Annotated in this window: 24 protein-coding genes; 7 read left to right on the forward strand and 17 right to left on the reverse strand. The window is 63.4% G+C overall.

Annotated elements, in window-relative coordinates; all coding sequences use genetic code 11:
* Positions 1-74 precede the first annotated feature (74 nt).
* Genes B5G06_RS01275 through B5G06_RS01285 form a run of 3 tightly spaced genes read left to right on the forward strand, consistent with a single transcriptional unit; the run spans position 75 to position 3,722 of the window.
* Complete coding sequence (locus B5G06_RS01275; RefSeq protein WP_087187295.1) at positions 75-1,655, forward strand: ABC transporter ATP-binding protein; 1,581 nt, start codon at positions 75-77, stop codon at positions 1,653-1,655.
* Entirely contained in the window at positions 1,648-2,730 is a 1,083-nt protein-coding gene (locus B5G06_RS01280; RefSeq protein ID WP_087187296.1) for an ABC transporter permease, read from the forward strand. Before B5G06_RS01275 ends, B5G06_RS01280 begins: the two co-directional genes overlap by 8 nt.
* A 2-nt stretch (positions 2,731-2,732) precedes the next feature.
* Positions 2,733-3,722, forward strand: a complete 990-nt coding sequence (locus B5G06_RS01285) for an ABC transporter permease (RefSeq protein ID WP_087187297.1) — start codon at positions 2,733-2,735, stop codon at positions 3,720-3,722.
* 365 nt (positions 3,723-4,087) lie between these two features.
* Here B5G06_RS01285 and B5G06_RS01290 read toward each other — a convergent pair whose 3' ends face one another.
* From B5G06_RS01290 to B5G06_RS01305, 4 genes are read right to left on the reverse strand one after another with little or no spacing between them, the layout of a single operon-like run.
* Positions 4,088-4,843, reverse strand: coding sequence for an XdhC family protein (locus tag B5G06_RS01290; protein WP_087187298.1), 756 nt, complete (start codon positions 4,841-4,843; stop codon positions 4,088-4,090).
* The gene (yqeB, locus tag B5G06_RS01295) at positions 4,831-5,634 is read right to left on the reverse strand and encodes a selenium-dependent molybdenum cofactor biosynthesis protein YqeB (RefSeq protein WP_087187299.1); all 804 of its coding nucleotides are present in this window, start codon (positions 5,632-5,634) and stop codon (positions 4,831-4,833) included. Before yqeB ends, B5G06_RS01290 begins: the two co-directional genes overlap by 13 nt.
* Positions 5,622-6,338 (reverse strand): selenium cofactor biosynthesis protein YqeC, encoded by a 717-nt coding sequence (gene yqeC, locus B5G06_RS01300; RefSeq protein ID WP_087187300.1) that lies wholly within the window; start codon positions 6,336-6,338, stop codon positions 5,622-5,624. Before yqeC ends, yqeB begins: the two co-directional genes overlap by 13 nt.
* A 3-nt stretch (positions 6,339-6,341) precedes the next feature.
* Positions 6,342-6,914: a manganese efflux pump MntP gene (locus B5G06_RS01305; protein ID WP_204220714.1), complete on the reverse strand. Its 573-nt coding sequence runs from the start codon at positions 6,912-6,914 to the stop codon at positions 6,342-6,344.
* Positions 6,915-7,027: 113 nt separating this feature from the next.
* Here B5G06_RS01305 and B5G06_RS01310 point away from each other — a divergent pair, with 113 nt between their 5' ends.
* A complete protein-coding gene (locus B5G06_RS01310) occupies positions 7,028-7,471 on the forward strand; it encodes a nucleoside deaminase (RefSeq protein ID WP_087187301.1) in 444 nt (147 codons plus the stop codon).
* A gap of 396 nt (positions 7,472-7,867) precedes the next feature.
* On the opposite strand, the gene B5G06_RS01315 is transcribed toward B5G06_RS01310, so the two are convergent.
* The 13 genes from B5G06_RS01315 to B5G06_RS01375 form a co-directional block, all read right to left on the reverse strand.
* On the reverse strand, positions 7,868-8,287 hold the full coding sequence (locus tag B5G06_RS01315; RefSeq protein WP_087187302.1) for a hypothetical protein: 420 nt from the start codon (positions 8,285-8,287) through the stop codon (positions 7,868-7,870).
* A gap of 323 nt (positions 8,288-8,610) precedes the next feature.
* Positions 8,611-8,985 carry a lipocalin family protein gene (locus tag B5G06_RS01320; RefSeq protein ID WP_087187303.1) on the reverse strand — a complete coding sequence of 125 codons (375 nt, stop codon included), beginning with the start codon at positions 8,983-8,985 and terminating at the stop codon, positions 8,611-8,613.
* Positions 8,986-9,170: 185 nt separating this feature from the next.
* Complete coding sequence (locus B5G06_RS01325) at positions 9,171-9,728, reverse strand: nucleotidyltransferase family protein (protein WP_242955302.1); 558 nt, start codon at positions 9,726-9,728, stop codon at positions 9,171-9,173.
* A gap of 5 nt (positions 9,729-9,733) precedes the next feature.
* Entirely contained in the window at positions 9,734-11,116 is a 1,383-nt protein-coding gene (hydA, locus tag B5G06_RS01330) for a dihydropyrimidinase (protein ID WP_087187304.1), read from the reverse strand.
* Between the two features lie 15 nt (positions 11,117-11,131).
* Entirely contained in the window at positions 11,132-11,470 is a 339-nt protein-coding gene (locus B5G06_RS01335) for a hypothetical protein (protein ID WP_087187305.1), read from the reverse strand.
* A gap of 29 nt (positions 11,471-11,499) precedes the next feature.
* Positions 11,500-12,738 carry a threonine synthase gene (locus B5G06_RS01340; RefSeq protein WP_087187306.1) on the reverse strand — a complete coding sequence of 413 codons (1,239 nt, stop codon included), beginning with the start codon at positions 12,736-12,738 and terminating at the stop codon, positions 11,500-11,502.
* Positions 12,739-12,752: 14 nt separating this feature from the next.
* On the reverse strand, positions 12,753-14,219 hold the full coding sequence (locus B5G06_RS01345; protein WP_087187307.1) for a pyridoxal-phosphate dependent enzyme: 1,467 nt from the start codon (positions 14,217-14,219) through the stop codon (positions 12,753-12,755).
* 171 nt (positions 14,220-14,390) lie between these two features.
* Positions 14,391-16,292: a hypothetical protein gene (locus tag B5G06_RS01350; RefSeq protein ID WP_143382689.1), complete on the reverse strand. Its 1,902-nt coding sequence runs from the start codon at positions 16,290-16,292 to the stop codon at positions 14,391-14,393.
* On the reverse strand, positions 16,267-17,169 hold the full coding sequence (locus tag B5G06_RS01355) for an ABC transporter ATP-binding protein (protein ID WP_087187309.1): 903 nt from the start codon (positions 17,167-17,169) through the stop codon (positions 16,267-16,269). The genes B5G06_RS01350 and B5G06_RS01355 overlap by 26 nt, the downstream gene beginning before the upstream one ends.
* Positions 17,166-17,555: a GntR family transcriptional regulator gene (locus tag B5G06_RS01360; RefSeq protein WP_087187310.1), complete on the reverse strand. Its 390-nt coding sequence runs from the start codon at positions 17,553-17,555 to the stop codon at positions 17,166-17,168. Before B5G06_RS01360 ends, B5G06_RS01355 begins: the two co-directional genes overlap by 4 nt.
* Positions 17,556-17,738: 183 nt before the next feature.
* On the reverse strand, positions 17,739-18,395 hold the full coding sequence (locus B5G06_RS01365) for a 3-oxoacid CoA-transferase subunit B (protein WP_087187311.1): 657 nt from the start codon (positions 18,393-18,395) through the stop codon (positions 17,739-17,741).
* The gene (locus B5G06_RS01370) at positions 18,395-19,084 is read right to left on the reverse strand and encodes a CoA transferase subunit A (protein WP_087187312.1); all 690 of its coding nucleotides are present in this window, start codon (positions 19,082-19,084) and stop codon (positions 18,395-18,397) included. Before B5G06_RS01370 ends, B5G06_RS01365 begins: the two co-directional genes overlap by 1 nt.
* 79 nt (positions 19,085-19,163) lie before the next feature.
* On the reverse strand, positions 19,164-20,423 hold the full coding sequence (locus B5G06_RS01375; protein WP_087187313.1) for an acetyl-CoA C-acetyltransferase: 1,260 nt from the start codon (positions 20,421-20,423) through the stop codon (positions 19,164-19,166).
* Between the two features lie 220 nt (positions 20,424-20,643).
* Here B5G06_RS01375 and B5G06_RS01380 point away from each other — a divergent pair, with 220 nt between their 5' ends.
* The 3 genes from B5G06_RS01380 to B5G06_RS01395 all read left to right on the forward strand — a co-directional run bounded on the left by B5G06_RS01380 (position 20,644) and on the right by B5G06_RS01395 (position 23,835).
* Positions 20,644-21,156, forward strand: a complete 513-nt coding sequence (locus tag B5G06_RS01380; RefSeq protein ID WP_242955303.1) for an HD domain-containing protein — start codon at positions 20,644-20,646, stop codon at positions 21,154-21,156.
* 435 nt (positions 21,157-21,591) lie between these two features.
* Positions 21,592-22,782 carry a DapH/DapD/GlmU-related protein gene (locus B5G06_RS01390; protein ID WP_087187315.1) on the forward strand — a complete coding sequence of 397 codons (1,191 nt, stop codon included), beginning with the start codon at positions 21,592-21,594 and terminating at the stop codon, positions 22,780-22,782.
* A gap of 93 nt (positions 22,783-22,875) precedes the next feature.
* A complete protein-coding gene (locus tag B5G06_RS01395) occupies positions 22,876-23,835 on the forward strand; it encodes a ribose-phosphate pyrophosphokinase (protein ID WP_087187316.1) in 960 nt (319 codons plus the stop codon).
* Positions 23,836-23,891: the final 56 nt, after the last annotated feature.

Genomic DNA, 23,891 nt, shown 5'->3' on the forward strand with positions numbered 1-23,891 from the left:
CCCTCTTTTCTGTCCTTTCCCGGGAAATCCCGTAAAGCACCCACCCACGTCTCATCACAGGAAGGATGACAGCCTTGGAAACTGTCCATGCAATTGAACTCAGGCACATCACCAAACGCTTCGGCAAGGTGGTGGCCAACGATGGCATTGACCTGGCCATCAACCGGGGGGAGATCCTCTCCCTGCTGGGAGAGAACGGCAGCGGCAAGACCACGCTGATGAATATGCTCTCCGGCATCTACCTCCCCGATGAGGGAGAGATTCTGGCCGACGGCAAGCCGGTGACCATCCGCTCTCCCAAGGACGCCTTTGCCCACGGCATCGGCATGATCCACCAGCACTATAAGCTGGTGGAGGTGTTCACCGCCGCCGAGAACATCGCCCTGGGCCTGAAGGGGAAGGAGCACGACCGCAAGGCGGTGGCCGCCCAGGTCCAGGCCATCAGCGACAAGTACGGCTTCGGCATCGACCCCAACAAGAAGGTCTATGATATGTCGGTGTCAGAGAAGCAGACGGTGGAGATCGTCAAGGTGCTCTACCGGGGGGCCGAGATCCTCATCCTGGACGAGCCTACCGCCGTCCTCACCCCCCAGGAGACCGAGCGGCTCTTCAACATCCTCCGGGCCATGAAGGCCGACGGCAAAGCCATCGTCATCATCACCCACAAGCTCCACGAGGTGATGGCCCTGTCCGACAAGGTGGCGGTCCTCCGCAAGGGCAAGTACATCGGCACCGTCAACACCTGCGACACCAACCCCCAGAAGCTCACCGAGATGATGGTGGGCCACGCCGTCACCCTGAACATCGACCGGCCCCAGGCCAAGTACAAGGACCTGCGGCTGGAGGTGAAGGGCCTCAACTGCCGCAACGGCGAGGGCCTGCCGGTGCTGAAGGACATCTCCTTCCAGGCTTTCGGCGGCGAGATCCTGGGCATCGCCGGTATCGCCGGTTCCGGCCAGAAGGAACTGCTGGAGGCCATTGCCGGCCTGCAAAAGGCGGACTCCGGCCACATCTTCTACTATCCGCCCCACCCTGAAAGCGACATCGCCGGCCACCATGTGCCGGTGGACAAGGCGGGGGAGGAGCTGGTGGGCAAGACCCCCGGCCAGATCCGCAAGGTGGGCGTCTCCCTGGCCTTCGTGCCCGAGGACCGGCTGGGCATGGGCCTGGTGGGCGGCATGGGCATGGTGGACAACATGATGCTCAAGACCTACAAGGACACCCCTGGCCCCCTGGTGGACCGAAAGACCCCCAAGGCTCTGGCTGAAAAGCTCATTGACGAGCTGGAGATCGTCACCCCCGGAGTGGCCACCCCGGTGCGCCGTCTGTCCGGCGGCAACGTGCAGAAGGTGCTGGTGGGCCGTGAGATCGCCTCCACCCCCACCGTGCTCATGACCGCCTATCCCGTCCGGGGCCTGGACATCAACTCCTCCTACACCATTTACCGGCTGCTCAACGAGCAGAAGATGAAGGAAGTGGCGGTGCTGCTGGTGGGCGAGGATCTGGACGTGCTGCTGGAGCTGTGCGACCGGATTCTGGTGCTGTGCGGCGGCCAGGTGTCCGGCATTGTGGACGGACCCACCGCCACCAAGGAGCAGGTGGGCCTGCTCATGACCCATGTGGGCGGCGGAAAGGAGGGAGAGAGCCGTGCATGAATCCAATACACCCCTGATCCGTCTGGCCAAGCGGGATGGAATGCCCAAGGGCCAGGTGTGGGCCATCCGCGGAGCCTCCTTCCTTGCGGCCATCCTCATCAGCGCCCTCATTTTCCTGCTCATGGGCCACAACCCCTTTGGGGCCTTCGGCACCATGGTGGGCGGCTCCCTGGGCAAGCCCACCGCCATCCGCCAGACCGTAAAGATTGCCGTGCCCCTGCTGGGCACCGCCCTGGCCATCGCCCCCTGCTTCAAAATGCGCTTCTGGAACATCGGCGCCGAGGGCCAGATCACCGCCGGCGCCGTGGGCGCCTCCTACTTCGCCCTGTTCTGGGCGGATAAGCTGCCCGGTCCCGCCCTGCTGGTGGTCATGGCGGTGGCCGGCGCCATCTGCGGCGGCCTGTGGGCCCTGGTGCCCGCCTTCTTCAAGGCCAAGTGGGGCACCAACGAGACCCTGTTCACCCTGATGATGAACTATATCATGATCGGCGTGGTGAAGTGGCTCCAGGGCGGCCCCTGGGAGGGCCGTCCCGGCTCCCAGATCATTCCCCAGTTCGACTCCGCCGCCGTGCTGCCCAAGGTGCTGGGGGTCCACTGCGGCTGGATCATCGTCCTGGTCCTGACGGTGGCCATGTTCTTCTACATGAAGTACACCAAGCAGGGCTACGAGATCGCCGTCATCGGCGAGAGCGAGAACACCGCCCGGTACGCCGGTATGAACGTGGGCAAGATCATCATGCGGACCATGTTCCTCTCCGGCGCCATCGCCGGTCTGGTGGGCTTCATCGTCTGCTCCGGCGCCGACAACACCCTGTACTCCGGCGTGGCCGCCGGTGTGGGCTTTACCGCCATCACCGTGGCCTGGCTGGCCCAGCTCAATCCCTTCGCCATGGTGGGCATCTCGGTGCTGCTGGCGGTGCTGGACAAGGGCGCCGACACCCTTCAGACCCAGCTCTCTGTGCCCGCCTCCATCTCGGACATCATCACCGGCATCTTCCTGTTCTGTATGCTGGGCTGTGAGTTCTTCATCAACTACCGCCTCATCTTCCGGGGCAGCCATAAGGAGGTGGCCTGATTATGGGTATTAACAGCAATGCGGTCCTGCTCCTGATCATGGCCGCCGTTCTCAACGGTGTACCTCTGCTCTACGGCACCCTGGGTGAGATCCTGTCGGAGAAGGCGGGCAACCTGAACCTGGGCGTGGAGGGCATGATGTTCATGGGCGGAGCCATGGGCCTGGGCGCTGCCTTCTACTTCGAGGGGGCCGGCGGCACCAGCGGCGTGCTGGCCGTCATCCTGGCTCTGTTCTTCGCCTTCCTGGGCGGCGCCATCGGAGCCCTCATCTACTCCTTCCTCACCATCACCCTCCGGGCCAACCAGAACGTCACCGGTCTGGCCCTGGCCATCTTCGGTACCGGCGCCGGCCAGTTCATCGGCGAGTATATGCGGGTGACCTCCGGTGGCTATGTGGCGGTGAGCAACGACCTGAAGGCGGTTTTTCTCAATTCCCCCTTCCCGGCGGCCCTGCAGGAGCTGCCGGTGGTGGGACCCCTGCTCTTCGGTCACAGCATCTTCCTCTACCTGGGCATCGTGCTGACGGTGGGGATGCACCTGTTCCTCAACAAGAGCCGGGCGGGCCTGTCCCTGCGGGCGGTGGGCGAGTCCCCCGCCACCGCCGACGCCGCCGGCGTCAACGTCACCCGGTACAAATATCTGGCCACCGTCATCGGCGGCGGCATCTCGGCCATCGGCGGCATGGTGTACATCATGACCATCGCCAGCTGCGTGTGGAACCATGAGGCCCTGTCCGGCGAGGGCTGGCTGGCGGTTGCCCTGGTCATCTTCTGCCTGTGGCGGCCCCTCAACGCCATCTGGGGCTCCATCCTCTTCGGCGCGCTGATGATCCTGTACCAGCGGCTCCACCTGGGCTTTATCCCCGACGAGCTGTACAAGATCCTGCCCTATGTGGTCACCGTCATCGTGCTGATCTTTACCTCCCTGCGCAACAGCAAAGACAAGCAGCCCCCGAACTCCCTCGGTTTGCCCTACTTCCGGGAGGAGCGGTAAGCCGGATTGATTGCCAGTGTAAAAGCTGCTTGTCTTGGGACCCGCCGCAGGCGGGACGCGCCTTGGCGCGCGGGCCGGGGGAATTCATTTTCCCCGGCCGCAAATAGAAATCGGGGGGGTCCCCGCGGGACAGGTCCCGTGGGGGTCAAGCAGCCGCCAAACTCCCTCGGTTTGCCCTATTTCCGGGAGGAGCGGTAACAAAATCAAAGAGCGGCCCCGCTGCACAGCGCAGCGGGGCCGCTCTTGCTACCGCTCACCCCCATCGGACCGGCAGTGAGCAGGGTGATGAGCCACAGGGAGGCTGCCGAGCCGCCGAAGGATTGGTCCGGCGCTCTCCGGCCGGGTCACCGGCGGCTTCTGTATGGTCAGATTTTTTTCGGCGTAAAGCGGACCTTCACCCGGCCGCCGCACACCATGCCCAGCTCGGCGGCGGCGTGGGACAGGTCGTACTCCACGACCTCCTCCGATCCGCCGGACTGCCACAGCGCCAGGGCATGGTTCTTGGCCTCATACTCCACGGCGCCGCCGCCGATGGTACCGGCGCAGCTGCCGTCGGGGTGTACCAGCATCCAGGTACCCACACCCCGGGGGGCGGAGCCGTGCTTCTCGATGATGGTGCACAGCACCCCGGACTCCTCCGGCGGCTTGACAGCGCCGGGGCCCCGCTGGGCGCGGACCTGGATCAGCTGGGCGGCAATGGCCACGGCGATCTCCGCCGGGGTCTGGCCCCCGATGGACAGGCCGATGGGGGAGTACACCCCGTCCAGCATTTCCTGGGAAAAGCCCTCTTCCCGGAGGGCCTTGTACACGGCGGTCACCTTGGTGCGGCTGCCGATCATGCCCACATAGGCGTACTGCCCCCGCAGCACCTGGGCCAGGCAGCCCTTGTCAAAGGCGTGGCCCCGGGTAAGAATGGCGAAATAGTCGCTGTCCCGGCTGCCCAGCTGGCTGAGAGCCTGGTCAAAGGGCATACACAGCACCTGATGGGCCATGGGGAAGCGGTCAGTGTTGGCAAACTCCGGCCGGTCGTCAATGACGACCACCTCAAACTCCAGCCGGGCGGCAACATAGGCCAGCTCCAGGGAAACGTGGCCGCCGCCGCACAGAATCAGTCGTTCCACAGGCGCAATCTCCTTCCAAAGTACAGAATACCCTCCAGCACGCCGCCGCCGATGGCCCGGGCCTTGTCGGACACGGTGAAGCAGTGGCGCACCTCGCACCGGGGGTCGATGTCACCGGCCTTCATCCCGGCGGTTACCGGGATGCCGGCGGGGAGCATCCCCCGGACGATGCCGGTGAGCTGGGCGGTGACGGGGATGCCGTTGACTTTTGCCACCACGTCCCCCAGATTGACCTGCTGGCCGATCTGAGCCACCGGCTCAAAGGGCCCGTCGGCGGGAGAGCGGATAATGCGCTCCTTGGTGTAGCCTCCCACGTCGCCGGGCACGCCGGTGTTGGGGATGGCGGACCCCTCCAGGATGAGTCGGCCCAGATCGTGGCCCCGCTTGGTCTCAATGACGCCGTGGCAGTCGGTGCCGGCGGTGAAGCCTGGGCCCAGGGCCAGCACGATGGGGGCGTCGCTGATGGTGGTGCCCAAATTCTTTTTGGCCAGAATGGCGTCCACCACTACCATAAAGGGCAGCTGGGCCAGGATGGCGGCCTGGGGGTCCACCAGCACCGGGATCTCCCCGGCGGCCAGAATGTCCCTGACCTGGTCCCGGTTTTCCGCCTTCCGGGCGGTAATTCCCTCCACGGTGGTTTGACCGTCGTAGATACACTGGGAGAAGGCCACGGTTCGCCGCACCGCCGTGGGCTGGGCAATGTCCGTCATGACCACCTGAAAGCCCGCCCGGTACAGCCGCACCGCCGTGCCGGTGGCCAGATCTCCTGCGCCTTTCACTAGAATAAGCATGATCCGCCCCGCTCCTCTTCTTTGTAGTAAGTAATGGCGCTGTGGATGCCCTGCTGGGCCAACAGCCCCTGAATTTCCGTGCCCCAGGTCCACCGCTGATCGTCGTCCGCCTTGTTCAGCAGACAGCGGAAGGCCATGGCCTGTCCCACGTCTTTTCGTCCGCCCAGAGGGCTGGACAAAATGGCCGCCACGTCGGCGGGGGTGATTTTGTGGTCGGGCTCCACCCCCAGCAGGGCGCATACCCGCTCCGGCCGGTGGCAGATCTCCTCCACAGGTTTGCCCAGGCTGTCCAGGCCTGCCGACGCGATAACGGCGTGGCAGGAGGGAGGGATCACCGGCTCATGGTCCGCCGGAGCCTTGAGAGGCCGCAGCTTGGCCCCGTCAGCCTCAATGAGCACCACGTCGGCCAGCTCCAGACAGGCCCCGGGATCGCCCGCCCCGGTCAGCTTGCCCCGGCTGTCGTAGGCCCCCAGGGTGACCACCCGGTGCTTCTTCAGCAGGGCAGCCAGCTGGGCCAGATCCCCCGCCAGAGGCAGGCCGGGATGGGGAAGGATGTGGGTGGTGGTGGTGACCACCGCCTTCCGCCCGCTGTCCGCTGCTTGCTTGGCCATGGCGTACATGGTGGACGACTTGCCGCCGCTCCCCACCAGGGCCACCATGCGGTGGACCGCCGGGTCCAGGTCCAGACGTTCCCAAATGCCCACGGTTCAGCCTCCCATCGTATGCTCCACCAGAATTTTAATGCCGATGCCCACCAGTACCAGACCGCCCACCAGTTCAGCCCGCCGCTGGAACAGGGCCCCCAGCCTGCGGCCCGCCAGGCCGCCCACCACAGACAGCACAAAGGCCACCACACCGATGACCACAGCGGAGAGGAGCACCGGCACATTCATAAAGGCCATGGACACGCCCACGGCCAGAGCGTCGATGCTGGTGGCGATGGCCAGCAGGCACAGCCGCCGGGCGGACAGGTCGGAGGGGGTTTCCTCCTCCTCGCCGGCGCCGCGGCGCAGAGCGCCCCACACCATCCGGCCGCCGATGATGGCCAGAAGGGCGAAGGCCACCCAGTGATCCACCGCCTCGATGTACTGACTGACGCTGGTGCCCAGCAGCCAGCCGGTGAGGGGCATGGCAAACTGGAAACCGCCGAACCAGAGTCCCATTTTCACGGCCTGCCGGCCGCCGAAGCCGGGAATGGAAATGCCGCTGGACACTGAAACGGCAAAGGCGTCCAGGGCCAGACTGACGGCGATGAGGAAAATTTCGACCAAAACAATCACCTGCAAAAAAGTTAGGTTTCCTTCAAATAGTATAGCATAGCCTTTGAAATTATGCTATAACAAATATAAGGACACATGACCACAAAAGCCGTGTGAGAGAAGGAGGAGAGCGGATGGAGCATCGGGATTACATGGCCCGCGCCCTGGAGCTGGGCCGTCAGGCCATGGAGGAGGGCGAGGTGCCGGTAGGCTGCGTCATCGTAAAGGACGGCGTGGTGGTGGGGGAGGGCCGCAACCGGCGGGAGACCGCCCGCACCGCCCTGGGCCACGCCGAGATCGAGGCCATCCATCAGGCCTGCACCGCCCTGGGGGGCTGGCGGCTGACGGGCTGCACCCTGTACGTCACTCTGGAGCCCTGTCCCATGTGCGCCGGGGCCATCGTCAACGCCCGCATCCCCGCCCTGTACTACGGGGCCAAGGATGACAAGGCCGGGTGCTGCGGGTCGGTGCTCAATCTGTTTGAGGAGCGGTTCAACCACCATCCCCGCATCTACGGCGGCCTGATGGAGGCGGAATGTACCGCATTACTCCAGAGCTTTTTCCAGAATTTGAGGTAAAGAAGACGGCTTTTTTGTACATTTAATCAAATTGTAACAAACAGAGCTACTTTTTTTAACAACCCACTGTTAGGATATCACTTGCAAGAGACAAAGCTTCTTTTCATTCTATCCTCCAATCATAAGAAATGGGCAGCGAGCGCAACGCTGCCCGTTTCGCTTTTCTTCACAGGATCTTTACAGAATGGATGGCAGATTTAACGGAATTGTAACACCTGGGGATTTTTTCGTTAACATCTCTCCGGTATCATAATCCTTGCAAGAGACAGTTTCTTTTCATTTCATTGTATCCTCTTTCCTTCGGCAGGGGCCGGGCGCCAGGAGCGGGCGTCCGGCCTCTGCCGTTTTTACAAAAAACCGCGGCAGACGGGGGTTCCGTCTGCCGCGGTTCTCGGTTCAGCTCTTTTCAAATACCAGGCTCTGGTCGTTCTGCTCCAGGGTCAGGACCCCGTCGGAAAAGGTGACGGGCAGTTCCTCGCTGTCGGTGGCAAAGGTAATGGCGCCGTCCTTCTGGCTCCAGGTGCCCGAGATGGTCTCCTGCCGGTTCAGCTCCGGCATGGCGGAGTCCATAACAAAGGTGCCGTCGGCCTTCACCTCCAGCTGGATAGAGATCTGGGTGCCCATGGTCTCGCTCAGCGCATCGGCGTCCAGATCCAGCCCGGCGGCGGAGATGTGCTGCAGGCGGTAAATGCCCACCACGTCGGCACTGGTGTCGGTGGGAGCGGGCTGGGAGGAGCTGCCGCAGGCAGTCAGCCCCACGGTCAGAAACAGCGCTGCCAACAGGGGCAAAAGGAGTCGGGTTCGGATCAGCTTCATGAGGTCCTTCCTTTCTGGCTGGTATGGCAGGGGGGACGGTGTTTTCTTAATAGGGATCCATTATAGCACGAAGGGTCGAAAGGGCGCAAGGTCATAGACTGGAAGAAAGGGCCTGTTGCAAAATAGCTGTTTTGCACAAACCTGTCATTGCGAGCCAGTGCGCACACTGGCGTGGCAATCCGTTTCCCCGGCAAAAGGGACGGATTCCCACGAAAAACGGCCGCCCGGTGGGCGGCCGTTTTTCTCGGAATGACGGGTCTTTGTACGAGCTGCACATTTTGCAACAGGCCCTACAGGCGTTTTCAATAAGTAAGAGACAAGACTTACTGCTTCTCAAAGGTGAGGGACTGGCCGTCCTGCTCCATCACCAGGGTCTTGCCGCTGATAGTGGCGTTCACGTCCTCGCCGTCGGAGGTGAGGGTGACGGTGCTGCCGCTGGAGGTCCAGGTGCCGGAGACGCTGCCGGTGCCCAGAGCGCTCATGTCCAGGGTGAAGTTGCCGTCGGCCTTCAGCTCCAGGGTAACGGTCATATCCACGCCGGCCAGAGCAGCCAGGTCGTCGATGTTCATCTCAACGCCGGCGGCGTTCATCTTGGTCATCTTATAGGAGCCGGCAGCACCGCTGCCGCCGCCGCCACAGGCAGCCAGGCTGACGATCATGGCCAGAGCCAGGAGCAGAGTCAATGCGCGCTTCTTCATAACATTCTTCCTTTCTTTTTCAGCCGCGATGCGGCGGGTCGAAACAAATGGAGCGCATTTATTTCGTAATCTAGATTATAACATAGGAGGGGAATGGTGGCAACCTGAAATAAAGCTTAAAGCCAAACTAGTTTTGGAAAAAGATACAAAAACAGGGGCGGCCCCCTTGGGGTCCGCCCCTGTTTTTATCGCTTCAGATCCTCCGGTTTATCCACATCGGACAGCTCCTTTGGGGAAAAAGCCTCCACCAGCACCAGCCGCTCCGGGTGGCGCTTTACCACCGCGCCGCCGCCGGTGTCCCCGGTGAGGGCGGCCAGCTCCCCCAGCAGATCGGCAGGGAAGAGGACGGGATTGCCCCGTTTTCCACCCCAGGACAGGGCACAGATGGCGTCTTTTGATTCCTCAAAGGTATCTTTCAATCGAATAATACTTTTTGTGGTCAGAAAAGGCTGGTCGCACACCGAGAAGAGCACCCCGTCCATGTCCCCCATCCGGGAGACCCCCAGGCGGATGGAGGCGGAGATCCCTTCTGCACCATTGGGGTTGTACAGGGGGAGAAAGCCCAGCTCCTCCCCGTCCTCCAGCACCTCCTGGTAGGGGGAGCACACCGCCAGCCGGTCCAGCCCCGCCCCTGCCAGGGTGGTCATGGCGCGGCGGTAGAGGGGCACGCCCTCTACCAACCTCAACAGCTTATTGGAGCCGAACCGCCGGCCCAGACCGGAGGCCAGCAGCACGGCGCCCACCCGTTTCACCGCCAGAACTGGGAGGGACCGCGGGACACATAGTGACCCAGACCTTCCTGGACCACCTTGCCGTCCCGTACCGCCACCTGGCCGTCCAGCAGCACCGTGTCGGTGCGGCCTGCCATTTCCATGCCCTCGTAGGGGGTGTAGTCCACCCGCTGGTACTGGGCCTCGGCGGTAATACGCCAGGTATAATTGGGATCAAAGATTACGATATCGGCGTCGCTGCCCACCGCCAGAGCGCCCTTCCGGGGGAACATACCGAAGAGCTGGGCGGGGTGCTGGGCCAGGGCCAGCATCATCTGATGGGGGGTGATGCGGCCGGATTTCACGCCGCAGGTGTACATGATGGGGGGGCGGTGCTCGGTGCCGGGGATGCCGCCGGGGATAGCGGAGAAGTCGTCCTTGCCCAGCATCTTGGTGGGGTTGAAGTTGAAGGAGCAGTGGTCGGTGCCGATGGTGTCGATCTCACCGTTCTCCAGGGCCTCCCACAGGGCGTCCACGTCGGACTGGGGCCGGGCGGGGGGAGCGCACACATACTTGGCGCTCTCGAAGCCGGGCAGGTGGTACTTGTCCTCGGTGAGGGTGAAGTACTGGGGGCAGGACTCCAGATAGACCTTCTGGCCCCGCTTGCGGGCGGCGCGGGCCGCCTCCAGGCCCCGCCGGGTGGACAGGTGGACCACATTGACGGGGTAGCCTGCCTGCTCGGCCAGAGCCAGCCAGCGGTCCACCGCCTCCGCCTCCATGACGGCGGTGTGGGACAGGGGATGGCTGGCGGGGGAGAGCTTGCCGGCGGCCTTCAGCTCGGCGATGGCCCGGTCGATGAGGTCGCCGTTCTCACAGTGGCAGCCCACCACGCCGCCCTCCTTGCCCACGGCCTTGATGACCTCGTAGGCCACACCGTCGGAGATGCGGATGTTGGCGTAGGCCAGGTACACCTTGTAGGAGGTGACGCCCTGGGCGGTCATCTGGGGGATTTCAGCGATGATGCGGGGGTCCCAGTCCTTGATGGTCATATGGAAGCCGTAGTGGCAGCTGGCGTGGCCGTCGGCCCGGGCGTGCCACTCGTCCAGGGCGGACTGAAGGGAGGCCCCCCGCTCCGGCTCGGCAAAGTCCAGCACGCAGGTGGTGCCGCCGGCCAGAGCGGCCCGGGTGCCGCTCTCCCAGTTGTCGGCGGTCTCCCGGATGGTGCCCTTGTTCATCTCGAAGTGGGTGTGGGTGTCGATAAAGCCGGGGAACACCAGCTTGCCGGTGGCGTCAATGACCTGGCTGTCGCCCACCGGCAGGGCGGGGCTGATCTCAACGATCTTGCCTCCATCCACCCGCAAGCCGGCCTGCACCGGACCTTCCGGGCAGATCAGGGTGCCGTTTTGGATGAGGATAGACATGGAACAGACCTCCTTTTACAGCTGCATGATGAGGATGGGGGCAATGATCTTCACCGCGCCCACGATGAGGGTCATAAAGGTGAGCAGGGCCAGGGCGCTGGAGCGTTTGCCGAAGGCGTCCTGCCAGCGGTCCAGCATCCGGGTGAAGTTGGTCATCCGGCGCTGGGGGCCCAGCAGGTCGGCCATGCCCCGGAACAGGGTGTAGGCCAGATAGCCCAGCCACACGGCGATGAGTACGAAGGTGAGGGTGCCGTCATGGCGCCAGAACAGCAGAAGATAGAGGGAGAGGATAAAGCTGGCCAGGGTCAGGATAAAGTGGGCCCAGACCCCCATTTTGGCGGCGCGTTCATTCATGGTGATAGATTTCCTTTCTTTGGTTGGTTTCAGGGACGGATGCCCGCCCGGTCAAAGGCGGAGAGCAGCGCGTCCATATCCGGGGATACCAGCAGGGGTTCCCCGGCGGCTTTGATGCCGTTTTGCACGTCTTTCAGACCGTTGCCGGTGACAATACTCACCACGGTACTGTCGGGAGAGATGAGGCCCAGCTCCAGGGCCTTCTTCACCCCGGCGGTGCCGGTGACGCCCGCGGGCTCCCCAAACACCCCCTGGGTGCGGCCCAGCAGGCGCATGGCGGCGAGAATCTCCTCATCGGACACATTGACGGCCACGCCGTGGGAGGCCCGGATGGCGCCCAGGGCCTTGTCCGGGTTGCGGGGCACCCCAACGGCGATGGAGTCGGCCAGGGTGTTTTCCTCCGTAGGGGACCAGGGCTGTCCGGTCAGGATGGCCCGGTTCAGGGGGCAGCAGCCCTCGGCCTGGACGGCGATGAGCCTGGGCAGCTTGTCAATAAGCCCCACCTCATACAGATCGGTGAGGCCCTTCCAGGCCCCGGCGATGGTACAGCCGTCCCCCACGGAGAGGGCGATATAGTCGGGCGCCTGCCAGTTCAGCTGCTCCATAATCTCCAGGGTCACGGTTTTTTTGCCCTCGGACAGGTAGGGGTTGATGGCGGCGTTGCGGTTGTACCAGCCCCACTTGTCGATGGCGGCCCTGGACAGCTCGAAGGTGTCCTCATAGGAGCCGTCCACGCTGATGACGGTGGAGCCGAAAATCCGCAGCTGGGCCACCTTGCCCTTGGGGGCCCGGCTGGGCACGAAGATGTAGGTATGCAGGCCCGCCGCGGCGGCGTTGCCCGCCAGGGAGGAGGCGGCGTTGCCGGTGGAGGAGCAGGCGATGGTGTCCGCCCCCGCCTCCTTTGCCTTGACCACCGCCAGGGCGGAGGCCCGGTCCTTCAGAGAGGAAGTGGGGTTCTGGCCGTCGTCCTTGATGTACAGCTTTTTCAGCCCCAGTTCCGCCCCCAGACGGTCCGCCTCATAGAGGGGGGACCAGCCCACCCGCAGGGGCGGGGGAGCGGACTCCTCCTCGATGGGCAGCAGGGGTCGGTACCGCCACATGGAGCGGTCCGGGTTTTGGGCCAGCTTTTCCCGGGAAAGGTCCCGGCGGAGGGCGGCGTAGTCGTACTGGATATCCAGAATGCCCCCGCAGGAGCAGGTGGTGAGGTCGGGGACGGCGGCATATTCCCTGCCGCACTTGACGCACTTGGCGCCCAGAACGTATTTCATGGAGGAACCTCCTTTTACAGGCCCTTCAGCACCCCGGTCTCCTCGTTGAAGGCCCGGATCAGCTCATCCAGGGCGTCGGCCTGGCTGTGGACGTCGGCCCACTCGGTGCCGTACCACAGGGCGTCCAGTTCGTCGGTGGTCTTGCCCTGCTGCTCCACCCAGGTGTAATACTTCAGGTTGTGGACCCGCTTGCGGTCGTAGTAGCCCAGCTCCGCCATGCAGTCGGTTTTCAGGCCCATCAGGTGGAGGGCAAAGTCATAGGCGGCGGCTTTGGCGTCGTACTCGCCCAGCTGGGCGGTCAGCTCCGCCAGACGGGAGCGGTACATATTCGCCGAGTCGGTGAGGACGGTGCATACCACGTCGTGCTCGGTGAGCTCATAGTACTTGGCCAGCTTGATGCAGCACAGCACGTTGGCGATGCCCGAGATGCCCATAAGGGACAGCTGCTCCACCAGCTGGGGGTCCACCCCGGCGTCCATGAGCTGGGCCTTGCCCGCCGGCTCGTTGAACAGCCGCAGCAGGGCCATGGCGTCGTTGTCGTCCACATCCACCACCATGTCGGTGTTCTTCACGTCGTGGATCCAGGGCACGTGCTTGTCGCCGATGCCCTCCACCCGGTGATCGCCGAAGCCGTTGTTCAGGATGGTGGGGCACTGGACCGCCTCGCCCACCGCCAGTTTCATGGCGGGGTAGACCTCCTTCAGGTAGTCGCCGCAGCCGATGGTGCCGGCGGAGCCGGAGGTGAAGCAGGCGCCCGCCAGCCGGTCGCCGGGGCGCTTGGCGTCCTCAAAGGCCTCGGCCACCGCCGCGCCGGTGACCTTGTAGTGCCACAGATGGTTGCCCATCTCGGCAAACTGGTTGAAGATCATGCAGGAGGGGTCCCGGCTGAGCTCGTTGGTCTTGTCGAAGATCTCCTTCACGTTGGACTCGCAGCCGGGGGTCTTGATGACGTCGGCGTCGATGGAGGCCAGCCAGTCAAACCGCTCCTGGCTCATGCCGGCGGGGAGGATGGCCACGCCGTGGACCCCCAGCAGCTTGGAGTTGAAGGCGCCGCCCCGGCAGTAGTTGCCGGTGGAGGGCCACACCGCCTTCTGGGAGGAGGCGTCAAACTGGCCGGTGACCAGCCGGGGAGCCAGACAGCCGAAGGAGGCGCCCACCTTGTGGCAGCCGGTGGGGAACCACTTGCCCGGCAGGCACAGGATGCGGGCGGGCACGCCGGTGAGGGCGGGGGGCAGCTCGATGTAGTTGGGGGCGGAGCGGTACAGACCGCCGGTGGGCACCGGCTCGTTCTTCCAGGTGATGCGGAACAGGTTGGCCGGGTCCACATCCCACAGGCCCACATGGGTCAGCCGGTCCCGGATGGGCTGAGGTACCGTCTCCGGATGGATCATATTTTCAAACGTAGGAATCACCACGCCGTTTTCCCGGGCAATACGGATGTTATGCTCCAGGCCCTGGCGATGGATGGTCAGGTCGATCATACACAAGCCTCCTTACCGAGATACTTACCAACATGATAGCACATGACGCTGAGAAATCAAGGAAAAGTATCCCACAACACTGGGAAAAAGACCGTCGGATTTGTGAAGAGACAACAAAGGGGCGCGCCGTCACTGTGGACGGCGCGCCTCTGAAGGAACGAGGGGAAAGGCTCAGTTGCTGCTCAATGCATTGACCTCCACCTGGGAGAGGAAGGCGTGGGGGTAGTCCTTGAGTACCTCCATGGTGTGGACGGCGCTCTTTTGCAGGGTGATGGTGACAGTGTAGGTGGTGGCTGCGGAGGAGGGAGCGGTGCCGCCGGAGACGCCGGTCTGGTCCAGCCGGAAGGTGAGCTCCAGGTCGGCGTAGCAGCAGTTGTCCATCCGGTCCTGGTCCTCCAGCAGATAGCGGCGGCCCAGATTGCCCTGGGCCAGGTCGGTCTGCACCGCCTCCAGCAGGGGCTCCAGCAGCTCGGCGGGCAGGTACTCGAAGCCGTAGCTGTCGTCCTCCGGGTTATACAGGTTCACCAGGGCGGCGTCCACCAGCCGGGCGGTCTCCCCAATGGAGCCGAAATAGATTTCGCTGATTGCCTGAGGCTGGTTGATGAGCCGGGACAGCTGGGCGGCGGGGGTGGAGGGGTCCTCCAGATCCTCCTGCCGGATGGGCAGATCGTACTGCCGCTCCAGCACGGTGCCGTCGGTCAGCTCATACCACAGGCGGACGGAGGTGTTGGTCTCCACCTGCAGGTCCAGTCCGTTGGACTGGGTGATCCAGGACTCGGTGCTGATTCCGCTGGCCTGCACCGCCTCCAGTTCATCCTTGCGGCCGGTGATGGCGGAGTGGAGGCTGGTGACCTTCTCAATGGTCTGGGGATCGGAGGTGGAGAAGTCCAGGTAGGCGCCGCTGTCATAGGGGGCGCTGCTGATGCCGCTGATCTCCACCGTCTTGACCTGAGCGGCGTCGGGCACCCGGCGCTCAAAGCCCAGCAGGTCCAGCTCCAGGGTGGCCATGGCGGCCACCAGACACACCAGAAAGATCACGCAGCCCTTCCAGCTGGTTTTGAACACCCAGAACCGCTTTTTCAGCAGCATTTCCGCGATGAAGCAGCCCGTAGCCCCCCACAGCAGCATCCAGCCCAGCAGGGTCCAGGCCCCCGAGGGCAGCAGGGTGTAGAAGATGGCGTAGAAGAAGGCCCCCAGGGTGATGGAGCAGCACAGGGCCATGCCGTAGCGGAACACCGGGCGCACCCAGCCCACGGTGATCACGTCCCCCGCCCGCTCCAGCTGGCGGCGGCGGTAGACCGCCAGGGCGATGCCCGCCAGGGCCAGGCCGATGAGGGCGTAAAGAGTCACCAGGCCCAGGCCGTAGTAGCGGGGGGTGCTGCCCGTGTAGTCCAGGCCGGTGGAACGGAGCAGCTTGAGGGCGGGGGTGAGCCACAAGGCCCACTTCTCGGCCCACTCCGCGCCGGTGAACCCGAAGAGAAATTCCCGGGCAATGCTCTCCACCAGATAGGTGAGGGCGGCGGCCAGGAAGTTGAGGATGAAATAGAAGGCGGGCAGGGCCAGAATGTGGCCGGTAAACATGGCGCAGAACACGGCGAAGGAGTAGAAGAACAGGCACAAAAGGCAGGTGACCACCAGCCAGGTGAACAGGGAGCTGAACACCACCGTGCCGTTGAGAGCCTCCGCCGCCAGGGCCAGCAGAAAGACAGCGAAGTTGGGCACCCACAAAAAGGCCAGGCCGGACAGGTAGTTGGTGAGGAACAGGCCCTCCCGCCGCATGGGCAGAGCGTGGAGCATCCCCACCGAGCGGGCGGAATAGAGGTAGGAGAACACCGCCATGGCGCACAGGATGCCAAAGAGGAAGGCCAGCACCAGGGCCATGTTCCGGCTGCCGTCCAGCAGGACCAGGGGGAATTCCCAGGCGTTCCCCTTGTCCCACACGTCCCGGCGCAGCAGTACCCCCGCCGGCAGCAGTACCACCCAAATCAGGGCGTACAGCCCCCAGATGGGCCAGAACCGGGCCAGATTTTTGCGGAACAGGGTCATATTAAAGTACGATGTCCCGGACCCCATAGTCCTCACCTCCCAACTCATAAATAAAGATTTCCTCCAGGGTGAGGGGCAGCGCCTCCATCAGAATGGGGGCGTACACCGCCAGCCGGTTGGTGACGTCGGTGGCATTGCCCCGGATGATGAGGGTATGGATGCGGCCCACCTGGGACACATGGAGCACCTCCAGGTCCTCCGGCAGCTGGGGCATCTCCCGCTCCTGGAACACGATCTGCATTTTCACCACGTTCTCCTGCAGATCGGACAGGGAGCGCTCAATGAGTACCTTGCCGTGGGAGAGGATGCCCACATGGTCGCACACGTCCTCCAGCTCCCGCAGGTTGTGGGAGGACACCAGCACGGTGGTGCCGTGCTCCGCCACGTCCCCCATCAGCAGGGACCACACCTGGCGGCGCATCACCGGGTCCAGACCGTCCACCGGTTCGTCCAGCACCAGCACCTCCGGCCGGCAGCACAGAGCCAGCCAGAAGGCACTCTGCTTCTGCATTCCCTTGGACAGGCGGCGGATGGGCTGGTTTTCGTCCACGTTGGTAAACACGTCCTTCAGAGCCTGGTACCGGGCCGTGTCAAACCGGGGATAAAAGCCCTTGTAAAAGCGCATCATGTCCCGGGTGGAGGCGGACAGAAAGTAGTACAGCTCGTCGGGAATATCGGCGATGCGGGCCTTGGCGGCGGGGTTTTCGTAGATGGGGTTGCCGTCCAGCAGCACCGAGCCGGAGTCCTGCCGGTACACCCCGGTGACGTGGCGCAGCAGGGTGGACTTGCCAGCGCCGTTGGGGCCCACCAGACCGTAGATGGAGCCCTGGGGTACCGTCATGGTCAGGCCGTCCAGGGCCTTAAAGCCGTCGAAGGTTTTGACCACATTCTTGGCTTCGATCATGGTTTCCTCTCCTCTCTCACCGCCTGGCGGGCGGCGGCCTCGTCCAAACGGCGGGCCAGTTCCCCCGCCGTCATACCCAAAAACAGCAGCTCCGCGGCGGAGGAATCAAAGTCCTTCAGCAGCCGCTCCCGGCGGTCGGCGTTTACGTCCGCCTGGGGGGCGGCAAAGGAACCCTTGCCCGCCACGGTGTACAGATAGCCCTCCCGCTCCAGGGACTCGTAGGCCCGCTGGATGGTGTTGGGGTTGATGGCCAGCGACGTGGCCAGCGCCCGCACCGAGGGAAGTTTGTCCCCGGCCTGGAGGGCCCCCGTCACAACCAGGTGCCGCAGTCCATCCTTTACCTGTTCATAGATGGGCCGGGCGTCCCGGTAATTCAGCTGGATCATCCTGGCATCTCCTTTCCGGAAGTGTATGACACATCTTAGTACAGTTAGTATACACGGGTGAGAGGGGGGAATTCCTTAAAAAAGTGTGACGTTTTTCTTCCGGTTTTCGGCGGGGGCGACGCGCAGAGCATAAAAAAACGTCCCGCGGTTTTCCGCGGGACGTTTGATTGCGGCAAAAGCCGATCAGCACATGGGCTTGAGGTCGGGGGAGACGATCAGGGTGGCCTCGGTGGCAGCCTGGATCTGCTCCACGGTGAACTCGGGGTTGTACTCCACCAGCTCCAGACCCTTGTCGGTCACGTTGATCACCGCCATCTCGGTGATGATCTTGGTGATGCAGTGCACGGCGGTGTAGGGCAGACGGCACTTCTTCAGGATCTTGGGGTTGCCCTTGGCGGTGTGCTCCATGGCGACGATGACGTTCTTGGCGCCCACCAGCAGGTCCATGGCGCCGCCCATGCCGGGCACCTTCTTGCCGGGGATGATCCAGTTGGACAGGGAGCCCTCCTCGTCGACTTCCAGGCCGCCCAGGATGGTGGCGTCCACATGGCCGCCGCGGATCAGGCCGAAGGAGGAGCAGGAATCGATAAAGGCGCCGCCGGGGGCCACAGCGGCGGGAGCGCCGCCGGCGTCGGTGACGTACAGGGGGTCCTTATTCTCGTCGGTGACGGTGCCGGTACCCACGATGCCGTTCTCGGACTGGAGGGTCACCTTCACGCCCTCGGGCAGGTAGTTGGGAACCAGGGTGGGCAGGCCGATACCCAGGTTGACCACGTCGCCGTCCTTCAGCTCCTTGGCGACACGCTTGGCGATAAAGCCCTTGATCTCAGACTTTTCCATTACGCTTTCCCTCCATCCACAACGTAGTCCACGAACACGCCGTAGGTGTGTACGTTCTCAGGCTCGATCTCACCGATCTCCACCACATAGTCGGCCTCGGCGATGACCAGATCGGCGGCGGTGGCCATGGGCAGGTTGAAGTTGCGGGTGGTGCCCTTGTACCACACATTGCCGGCCTTGTCGATCTTGTTGCCGCAGATGATGGCCACGTCGGCGTGGACGGTCTTCATCAGCAGGTAGTCGCGGCCCTCGATGGTCTGCTTACCCAGGCAGAAATCCTTGTTGTCCTCCACGATGGTGCCCACGCCGGTGGGGGTGAGCACGCCGCCCAGGCCGGCGCCGTTGGCGCGGATCATCTCGGCCAGGGAGCCCTGGGGAATCAGGTCCACCTTCATGGTGCCTTCGTTCATCTGCTGGGCAACCTCGGGGTTCAGGCCCACGTGGGTAGCGATCAGATGCTTGACCTGGTGGTTGTGGATCAGCTTGGCCACGCCGTAGTAGTCCTCGCCCAGAGGGCCGCCAGGCATGGAGCCGTCGTTGGAGATGAGGGTAAAGTTGCCCTTGCCGGACTTGGACAGGGCGTCGATGATCTTGTGGGCGTTGCCGCAGCCCATGAAGCCGCCCACCATGATGGTGGCGCCGTCAGGGATGAGGGCCACAGCCTCTTCCACAGTGACAAACTTGGCCATTGGAGTGTCCTCCTTAAATCACATTATTTTCAAGCCGGAGGGCCGGTAAACGGCCCTCCGGTTTGAAGTTACGGATGGATCAGCACTTCTCGAAGATGGTGGCGACGCCCATGCCGCCGCCGATGCACAGGGTGGCCAGGCCCTTCTTGGCCTCGGGCCGCTTCTGCATCTCGTGGAGCAGGGTGACAATGATACGGGCGCCGGAAGCACCAACGGGGTGACCGATGGAGATGGCGCCGCCGTTGACGTTGACCTTGCTCATGTCGAAGCCCAGCTCACGGGCCACGGCGATGGACTGAGCGGCAAAGGCCTCGTTGGCCTCCACCAGGTCGATGTCGTTGATGGTCACGCCGGCCTTGGCCATGGCGTTGCGGGAAGCGGGCACGGGGCCCACGCCCATGATCTTGGGATCCACGCCGCCCTGGCCCCAGCCGATCAGCTTGGCCATGGGCTTCAGGCCGTACTTCTCCACAGCCTCGCCGGAAGCCAGCACGATGGCGGCAGCGCCGTCGTTGATGCCGGAGGCGTTGGCAGCGGTGACGCGCTGGACGTGCTTCTTGGCGTCAGCCTCGTGGACCTGGGTGACCTCAAAGGTGTGAACGATCTCGTCCTCCACGCCCTCGGGACCGGCGGGGAAGGCGCCGCGCAGCTTGGAGACGGACTCCATGGTCACGCCGGCCTTGGGGAACTCGTCCACCTTGAACTCCACCATTTCCTTCTTCTTCTTCACCATGACGGGCACGATCTCGTCCACGAACTTGCCGGCAGCCTGGGCGGCCTCGGTCTTGTTCTGGGAGGACACGGCAAAGGCGTCCATCTCCTCGCGGGTGATGCCCCACACGTCGGCGATGTTCTCAGCGGTGGTGCCCATGTGATAGTTGTTGTAAGCGTCCCACAGGCCGTCCTTGATCATGGTATCGACGACCTTCTTGTCGCCCATGCGGGCGCCCCAGCGCTCAGCGGGCAGAGCGTAGGGAGCAGCGGACATATTCTCAGTGCCGCCGGCCACGATGACGTCGGCGTCGCCGGACAGGATGGCGCGGGCGCCCTCAATGACGGACTTCATACCGGAGCCGCACACCATACCCACGGTGTAAGCGGGCACGGAGTAGGGCAGACCGGCCTTCACGCCCACCTGACGGGCGGGGTTCTGGCCCTGGGCGGCGGTGAGGATGCAGCCGAACATCAGCTCGTCCACCTGCTCGGGCTTCAGGCCGGAGCGGTTCAGGGCCTCCTTGACCACCACAGCGCCCAGATCGGTGGCGGGGGTGTCCTTCAGGCTGCCCCCGAAGGAGCCGACAGCGGTACGGCAGCAATTGACTACGTAGACTTCTTTCATTGTGAATGACCTCCAGATGATTTCGATTTCTCCCCTAATAAACCCTTCGTTTCATTATACATCCGATATTAGTAAAAATCAACTGTGGAAAGTGTGGAAGCGGCGGGCGCCGCATGGTATCCGGTTTGCACCAGAAGCGCAGGGGCAGGATAGGGTTGCGGGCCGGGTTACGGGGGGATATAATAAAGAAGAACAAGACAGGAGAAGGAGGCGTGGTATCGTGCGGGAAGAACACTGGGCGGCCTATCTGGACTGCGTGGGGGAGCTGCTGGTGTCCCAGCCGGTGCAGGCCATGAAGGAGATCCGGCACCATCCGGGGGTGTCCTGCTTTGAGCACAGCCTGTTTGTGTCCTATGTGGCTTTCCGCCTGGCCCGGCGGTGGGGGCGGGACGGACGGGCGGCGGCCCGGGCGGGGCTGCTCCACGATCTGTATCTCTACGATCCCAAGAGCCTGCCCTCCTATAAACAGTGCTTTGCCCATCCCCTGGCGGCGGAGCGAAATGCCCGGGCCCTGTGCGGGGAACTGAGCCGGGAGGAGGAGAACGGCATCCTGGCCCATATGTGGCCCATGGCACGCAGCGCCCCCCGCAGCCGGACGGCGGTGGCGGTGTGTGTGGCCGACAAGCTGTGCGCCACGGCGGAGGTGCTGGGGATCTGGCGGCGGACCGCCCTGTACCGGATGGCCTGCCTGCCCCGGCCTGCCTTCGGTGGAAACGCGGTAAAGAAACGGTAAAGACCGCCCTTTCCTTGTGCAAGGGGCCCAAGTTGGAAAAAAAGGCGGGTTTTTTTCAAAATCCCGGTGCATTTTTCCGCCTACTTTGCTATAATAATGTCTACTGAATAAACCGAAAATCGGTTTATTCCCGCGGCTGTAGCCGCGCAATTCCATAAAATGGCTCAAGGGAGCCGATTTTATGGAATTCAGCCATTGTTATAATGCGTATTTCCATTGGTGCATTGAGACGCACCAATGGAAGGTGCAAGGTTTTTTGGATAACTTCGTCCAAAAACCTTGCACCAGAACAAAGCTACTTGGCCTTGAAAGCTTTGGCTTTCAAGCCTTCCAGCTTTGTTCATTGCGCATTATAATGACCCTAGAATACGCCCTGCGGCAGCCTGCCCGCCGGGCGGACAGGCAAATCCATTGTTTTTTGAGGTGATCTCAGGTATGAGCGCGACTGGAGCGGTAGTGTTCCTGCCCCGGGAGGGGACCGGCGTGTGCCCCATGCTGGAGGACCTGCTCTTTGATCCGGCGGCCCTGTGGCTGGCGGAGGCGCTGGAGAGCGCCGGCGTGCAACAGTTTTTCGTGGTGTGCCACAGTGACGACCGGGAAAAGGCGGAGGGCTGCTTCCCGGTGGGAACGGAATTCGTCACCGGCGGCACCGAGGACGCCCTGGATCAGCTGATGGCCTTCCTGGGCAAGCTGGAGGGAAAGGTGCTCATCCTGACCCGGCCGGTGCTTCTCTCCTGGCAGAGCGCCCGGCAGCTGGTGGATGACAGCAGCACCGGTCCTCTGGATAATAAGGATACCGGCGTGTGCCGCATTGACGCGGCCCTGTTGGCCCAGGCTCTGGCCGACGGCAGCGGCCTGGACGAGGCCCTGAAGGAAAACGCCGACAAGCTGGGGGGCCGGAGCATCTGGTATCAGGGCGCCGCCCTCATCAAGAGCAGCCCCGAGGGCCGGGTGGAGGCCGAGCTCACCGCCCGCAACTACGGCGCCTACCGCCTGCTGGAAAGCGGCGTGCGTATTATGGACCCCAACACCTGTTATGCCGGACCCCGGGTCCGGGTGGGTAAGGGCACGGTGATCCTGCCCGGCACCATCCTGCGGGGAGAGACGGTGATCGGGACCGGCTGTGAGCTGGGCCCCAACACCATGATCCGGGACTGTACCCTGGCCGACCATGTGGTGGTCAATGCCTCCCAGCTCAACGAGAGCACCGTGGACACCGGGGCCAGGATCGGACCCTTCGCCTACATCCGCCCCAACTGCCATGTGGGGGCCAACGTGAAGGTGGGCGACTTTGTGACGCTGAAGAATGCCTCCGTGGGAGAGGATACCAAGATCTCCCACCTGACCTATGTGGGAGATGCCGACGTGGGCTGCCGGGTGGACCTGGGCTGCGGCACCGTCACCGTCAACTATGACGGGGTGGGCAAGTACCGCACCACCATCGGGGACGACGCCTTCATCGGCTGCAATACCAATCTGGTGGCTCCCGTCCGGGTGGGGGACGGCGCCTACACCGCCGCCGGCTCCACCATTACCGACGACGTGCCCGCCGACTCCCTGGCCATCGCCCGGCCCCGCCAGACGGTGAAGAAACAGTGGGCCGCCCGCCAGACCCGTAAAAAGTGAACCCGTCCCGCTGATGGGACAGAAAATAAAAAAATAAGTTCGATCTGCACGAAAAGACAGAGAACACTAATTTTGTGAGAGGATGTTTGAAAGATGATCGCACACGGTAAGGACATCAAGATCTTTTCCGGCACTTCCAACCGCAAGCTGGCTGAGGCCATCTGCAAGGAGATGGGCATGGAGCTGGGCAACGCCGAGGTAGGCGCCTTCTCCGACGGAGAAAACTTTGTCTCCATCTACGAGACCGTCCGCGGCTCCGACGTGTTTGTGGTCCAGTCCACCAGCCACCCGGTCAATGACAACCTGATGGAACTGCTCATTATGATCGATGCCCTGAAGCGGGCCTCCGCCGGCCGGATCACCGCTGTGATGCCCTACTTCGGCTACGCCCGTCAGGACCGCAAGACCAAGCCCCGCGATCCCATCTCCGCCAAGCTGGTGGCCAACCTGATCACCCGGGCCGGCGCCGACCGGGTGCTCACCATGGACCTGCACGCCAACCAGATCCAGGGCTTCTTCGACATCCCCGTGGACAATCTGCTGGGCAACCCCATCTTCACCAACTACCTCCACGACCGCTTTAATGGCAAGGAGGACGAGATGATCGTGGTCTCCCCCGACGTGGGTTCCGTGGCCCGGGCCCGGGCCTTCGCCCAGAAGCTGGGCATGGGCCTGGCCATCGTGGACAAGCGCCGCCAGAAGGCCAATTCCTCCGAGGTCATGAACATCATCGGCGACGTGCAGGGCAAGAAGGTCATCCTCTTTGACGACATGGTGGACACCGCCGGCTCCCTGTGCGGCGCGGCCCAGGCCCTGGTGGAGCTGGGCGGTGCGGTGGACGTCATCGCCTGCGCCAGCCACGGCGTACTCTCCGGCCCCGCTGTGGAGCGCATCGAGAAGAGCGTCATCAAGGAGCTGTACTTCCTGGATACCGTCCCCGCCAAGGAGGGCGTGACCTGCGACAAGATCAAGTATCTGTCCGTGGCCCATCTGTTTGCCGAGGCCATCGAGCGCATCTACGAAGAGGTCTCCGTGTCCAAGCTCTTTGTGTAATTAAAATTCTGACCATACCATCAGGTAGGGCGGGGGCTTGCCCCCGCCTTTGCCTG

Origin of the sequence: Flavonifractor sp. An52 (genome assembly GCF_002159385.1) — a bacterium.
In the GTDB taxonomy this organism is placed as follows: Bacteria; Bacillota; Clostridia; order Oscillospirales; family Oscillospiraceae; genus Flavonifractor; species Flavonifractor avicola.

Bases quoted from the DNA above. Each gene is read 5' to 3' on its own strand.
- B5G06_RS01285 (WP_087187297.1), top strand. From the start codon at position 2,733: ATGGGTATTAACAGCAATGCGGTCCTGCTCCTGATCATGGCCGCCGTT.
- yqeB (WP_087187299.1), bottom strand. From the start codon at position 5,634: ATGCTTATTCTAGTGAAAGGCGCAGGAGATCTGGCCACCGGCACGGCG.
- B5G06_RS01310 (WP_087187301.1), top strand. From the start codon at position 7,028: ATGGAGCATCGGGATTACATGGCCCGCGCCCTGGAGCTGGGCCGTCAG.
- B5G06_RS01315 (WP_087187302.1), bottom strand. From the start codon at position 8,287: ATGAAGCTGATCCGAACCCGACTCCTTTTGCCCCTGTTGGCAGCGCTG.
- B5G06_RS01320 (WP_087187303.1), bottom strand. From the start codon at position 8,985: ATGAAGAAGCGCGCATTGACTCTGCTCCTGGCTCTGGCCATGATCGTC.
- hydA (WP_087187304.1), bottom strand. From the start codon at position 11,116: ATGTCTATCCTCATCCAAAACGGCACCCTGATCTGCCCGGAAGGTCCG.
- B5G06_RS01335 (WP_087187305.1), bottom strand. From the start codon at position 11,470: ATGAATGAACGCGCCGCCAAAATGGGGGTCTGGGCCCACTTTATCCTG.
- B5G06_RS01340 (WP_087187306.1), bottom strand. From the start codon at position 12,738: ATGAAATACGTTCTGGGCGCCAAGTGCGTCAAGTGCGGCAGGGAATAT.
- B5G06_RS01345 (WP_087187307.1), bottom strand. From the start codon at position 14,219: ATGATCGACCTGACCATCCATCGCCAGGGCCTGGAGCATAACATCCGT.
- B5G06_RS01350 (WP_143382689.1), bottom strand. From the start codon at position 16,292: ATGGGGTCCGGGACATCGTACTTTAATATGACCCTGTTCCGCAAAAAT.
- B5G06_RS01355 (WP_087187309.1), bottom strand. From the start codon at position 17,169: ATGATCGAAGCCAAGAATGTGGTCAAAACCTTCGACGGCTTTAAGGCC.
- B5G06_RS01360 (WP_087187310.1), bottom strand. From the start codon at position 17,555: ATGATCCAGCTGAATTACCGGGACGCCCGGCCCATCTATGAACAGGTA.
- B5G06_RS01365 (WP_087187311.1), bottom strand. From the start codon at position 18,395: ATGGAAAAGTCTGAGATCAAGGGCTTTATCGCCAAGCGTGTCGCCAAG.
- B5G06_RS01370 (WP_087187312.1), bottom strand. From the start codon at position 19,084: ATGGCCAAGTTTGTCACTGTGGAAGAGGCTGTGGCCCTCATCCCTGAC.
- B5G06_RS01375 (WP_087187313.1), bottom strand. From the start codon at position 20,423: ATGAAAGAAGTCTACGTAGTCAATTGCTGCCGTACCGCTGTCGGCTCC.
- B5G06_RS01390 (WP_087187315.1), top strand. From the start codon at position 21,592: ATGAGCGCGACTGGAGCGGTAGTGTTCCTGCCCCGGGAGGGGACCGGC.
- B5G06_RS01395 (WP_087187316.1), top strand. From the start codon at position 22,876: ATGATCGCACACGGTAAGGACATCAAGATCTTTTCCGGCACTTCCAAC.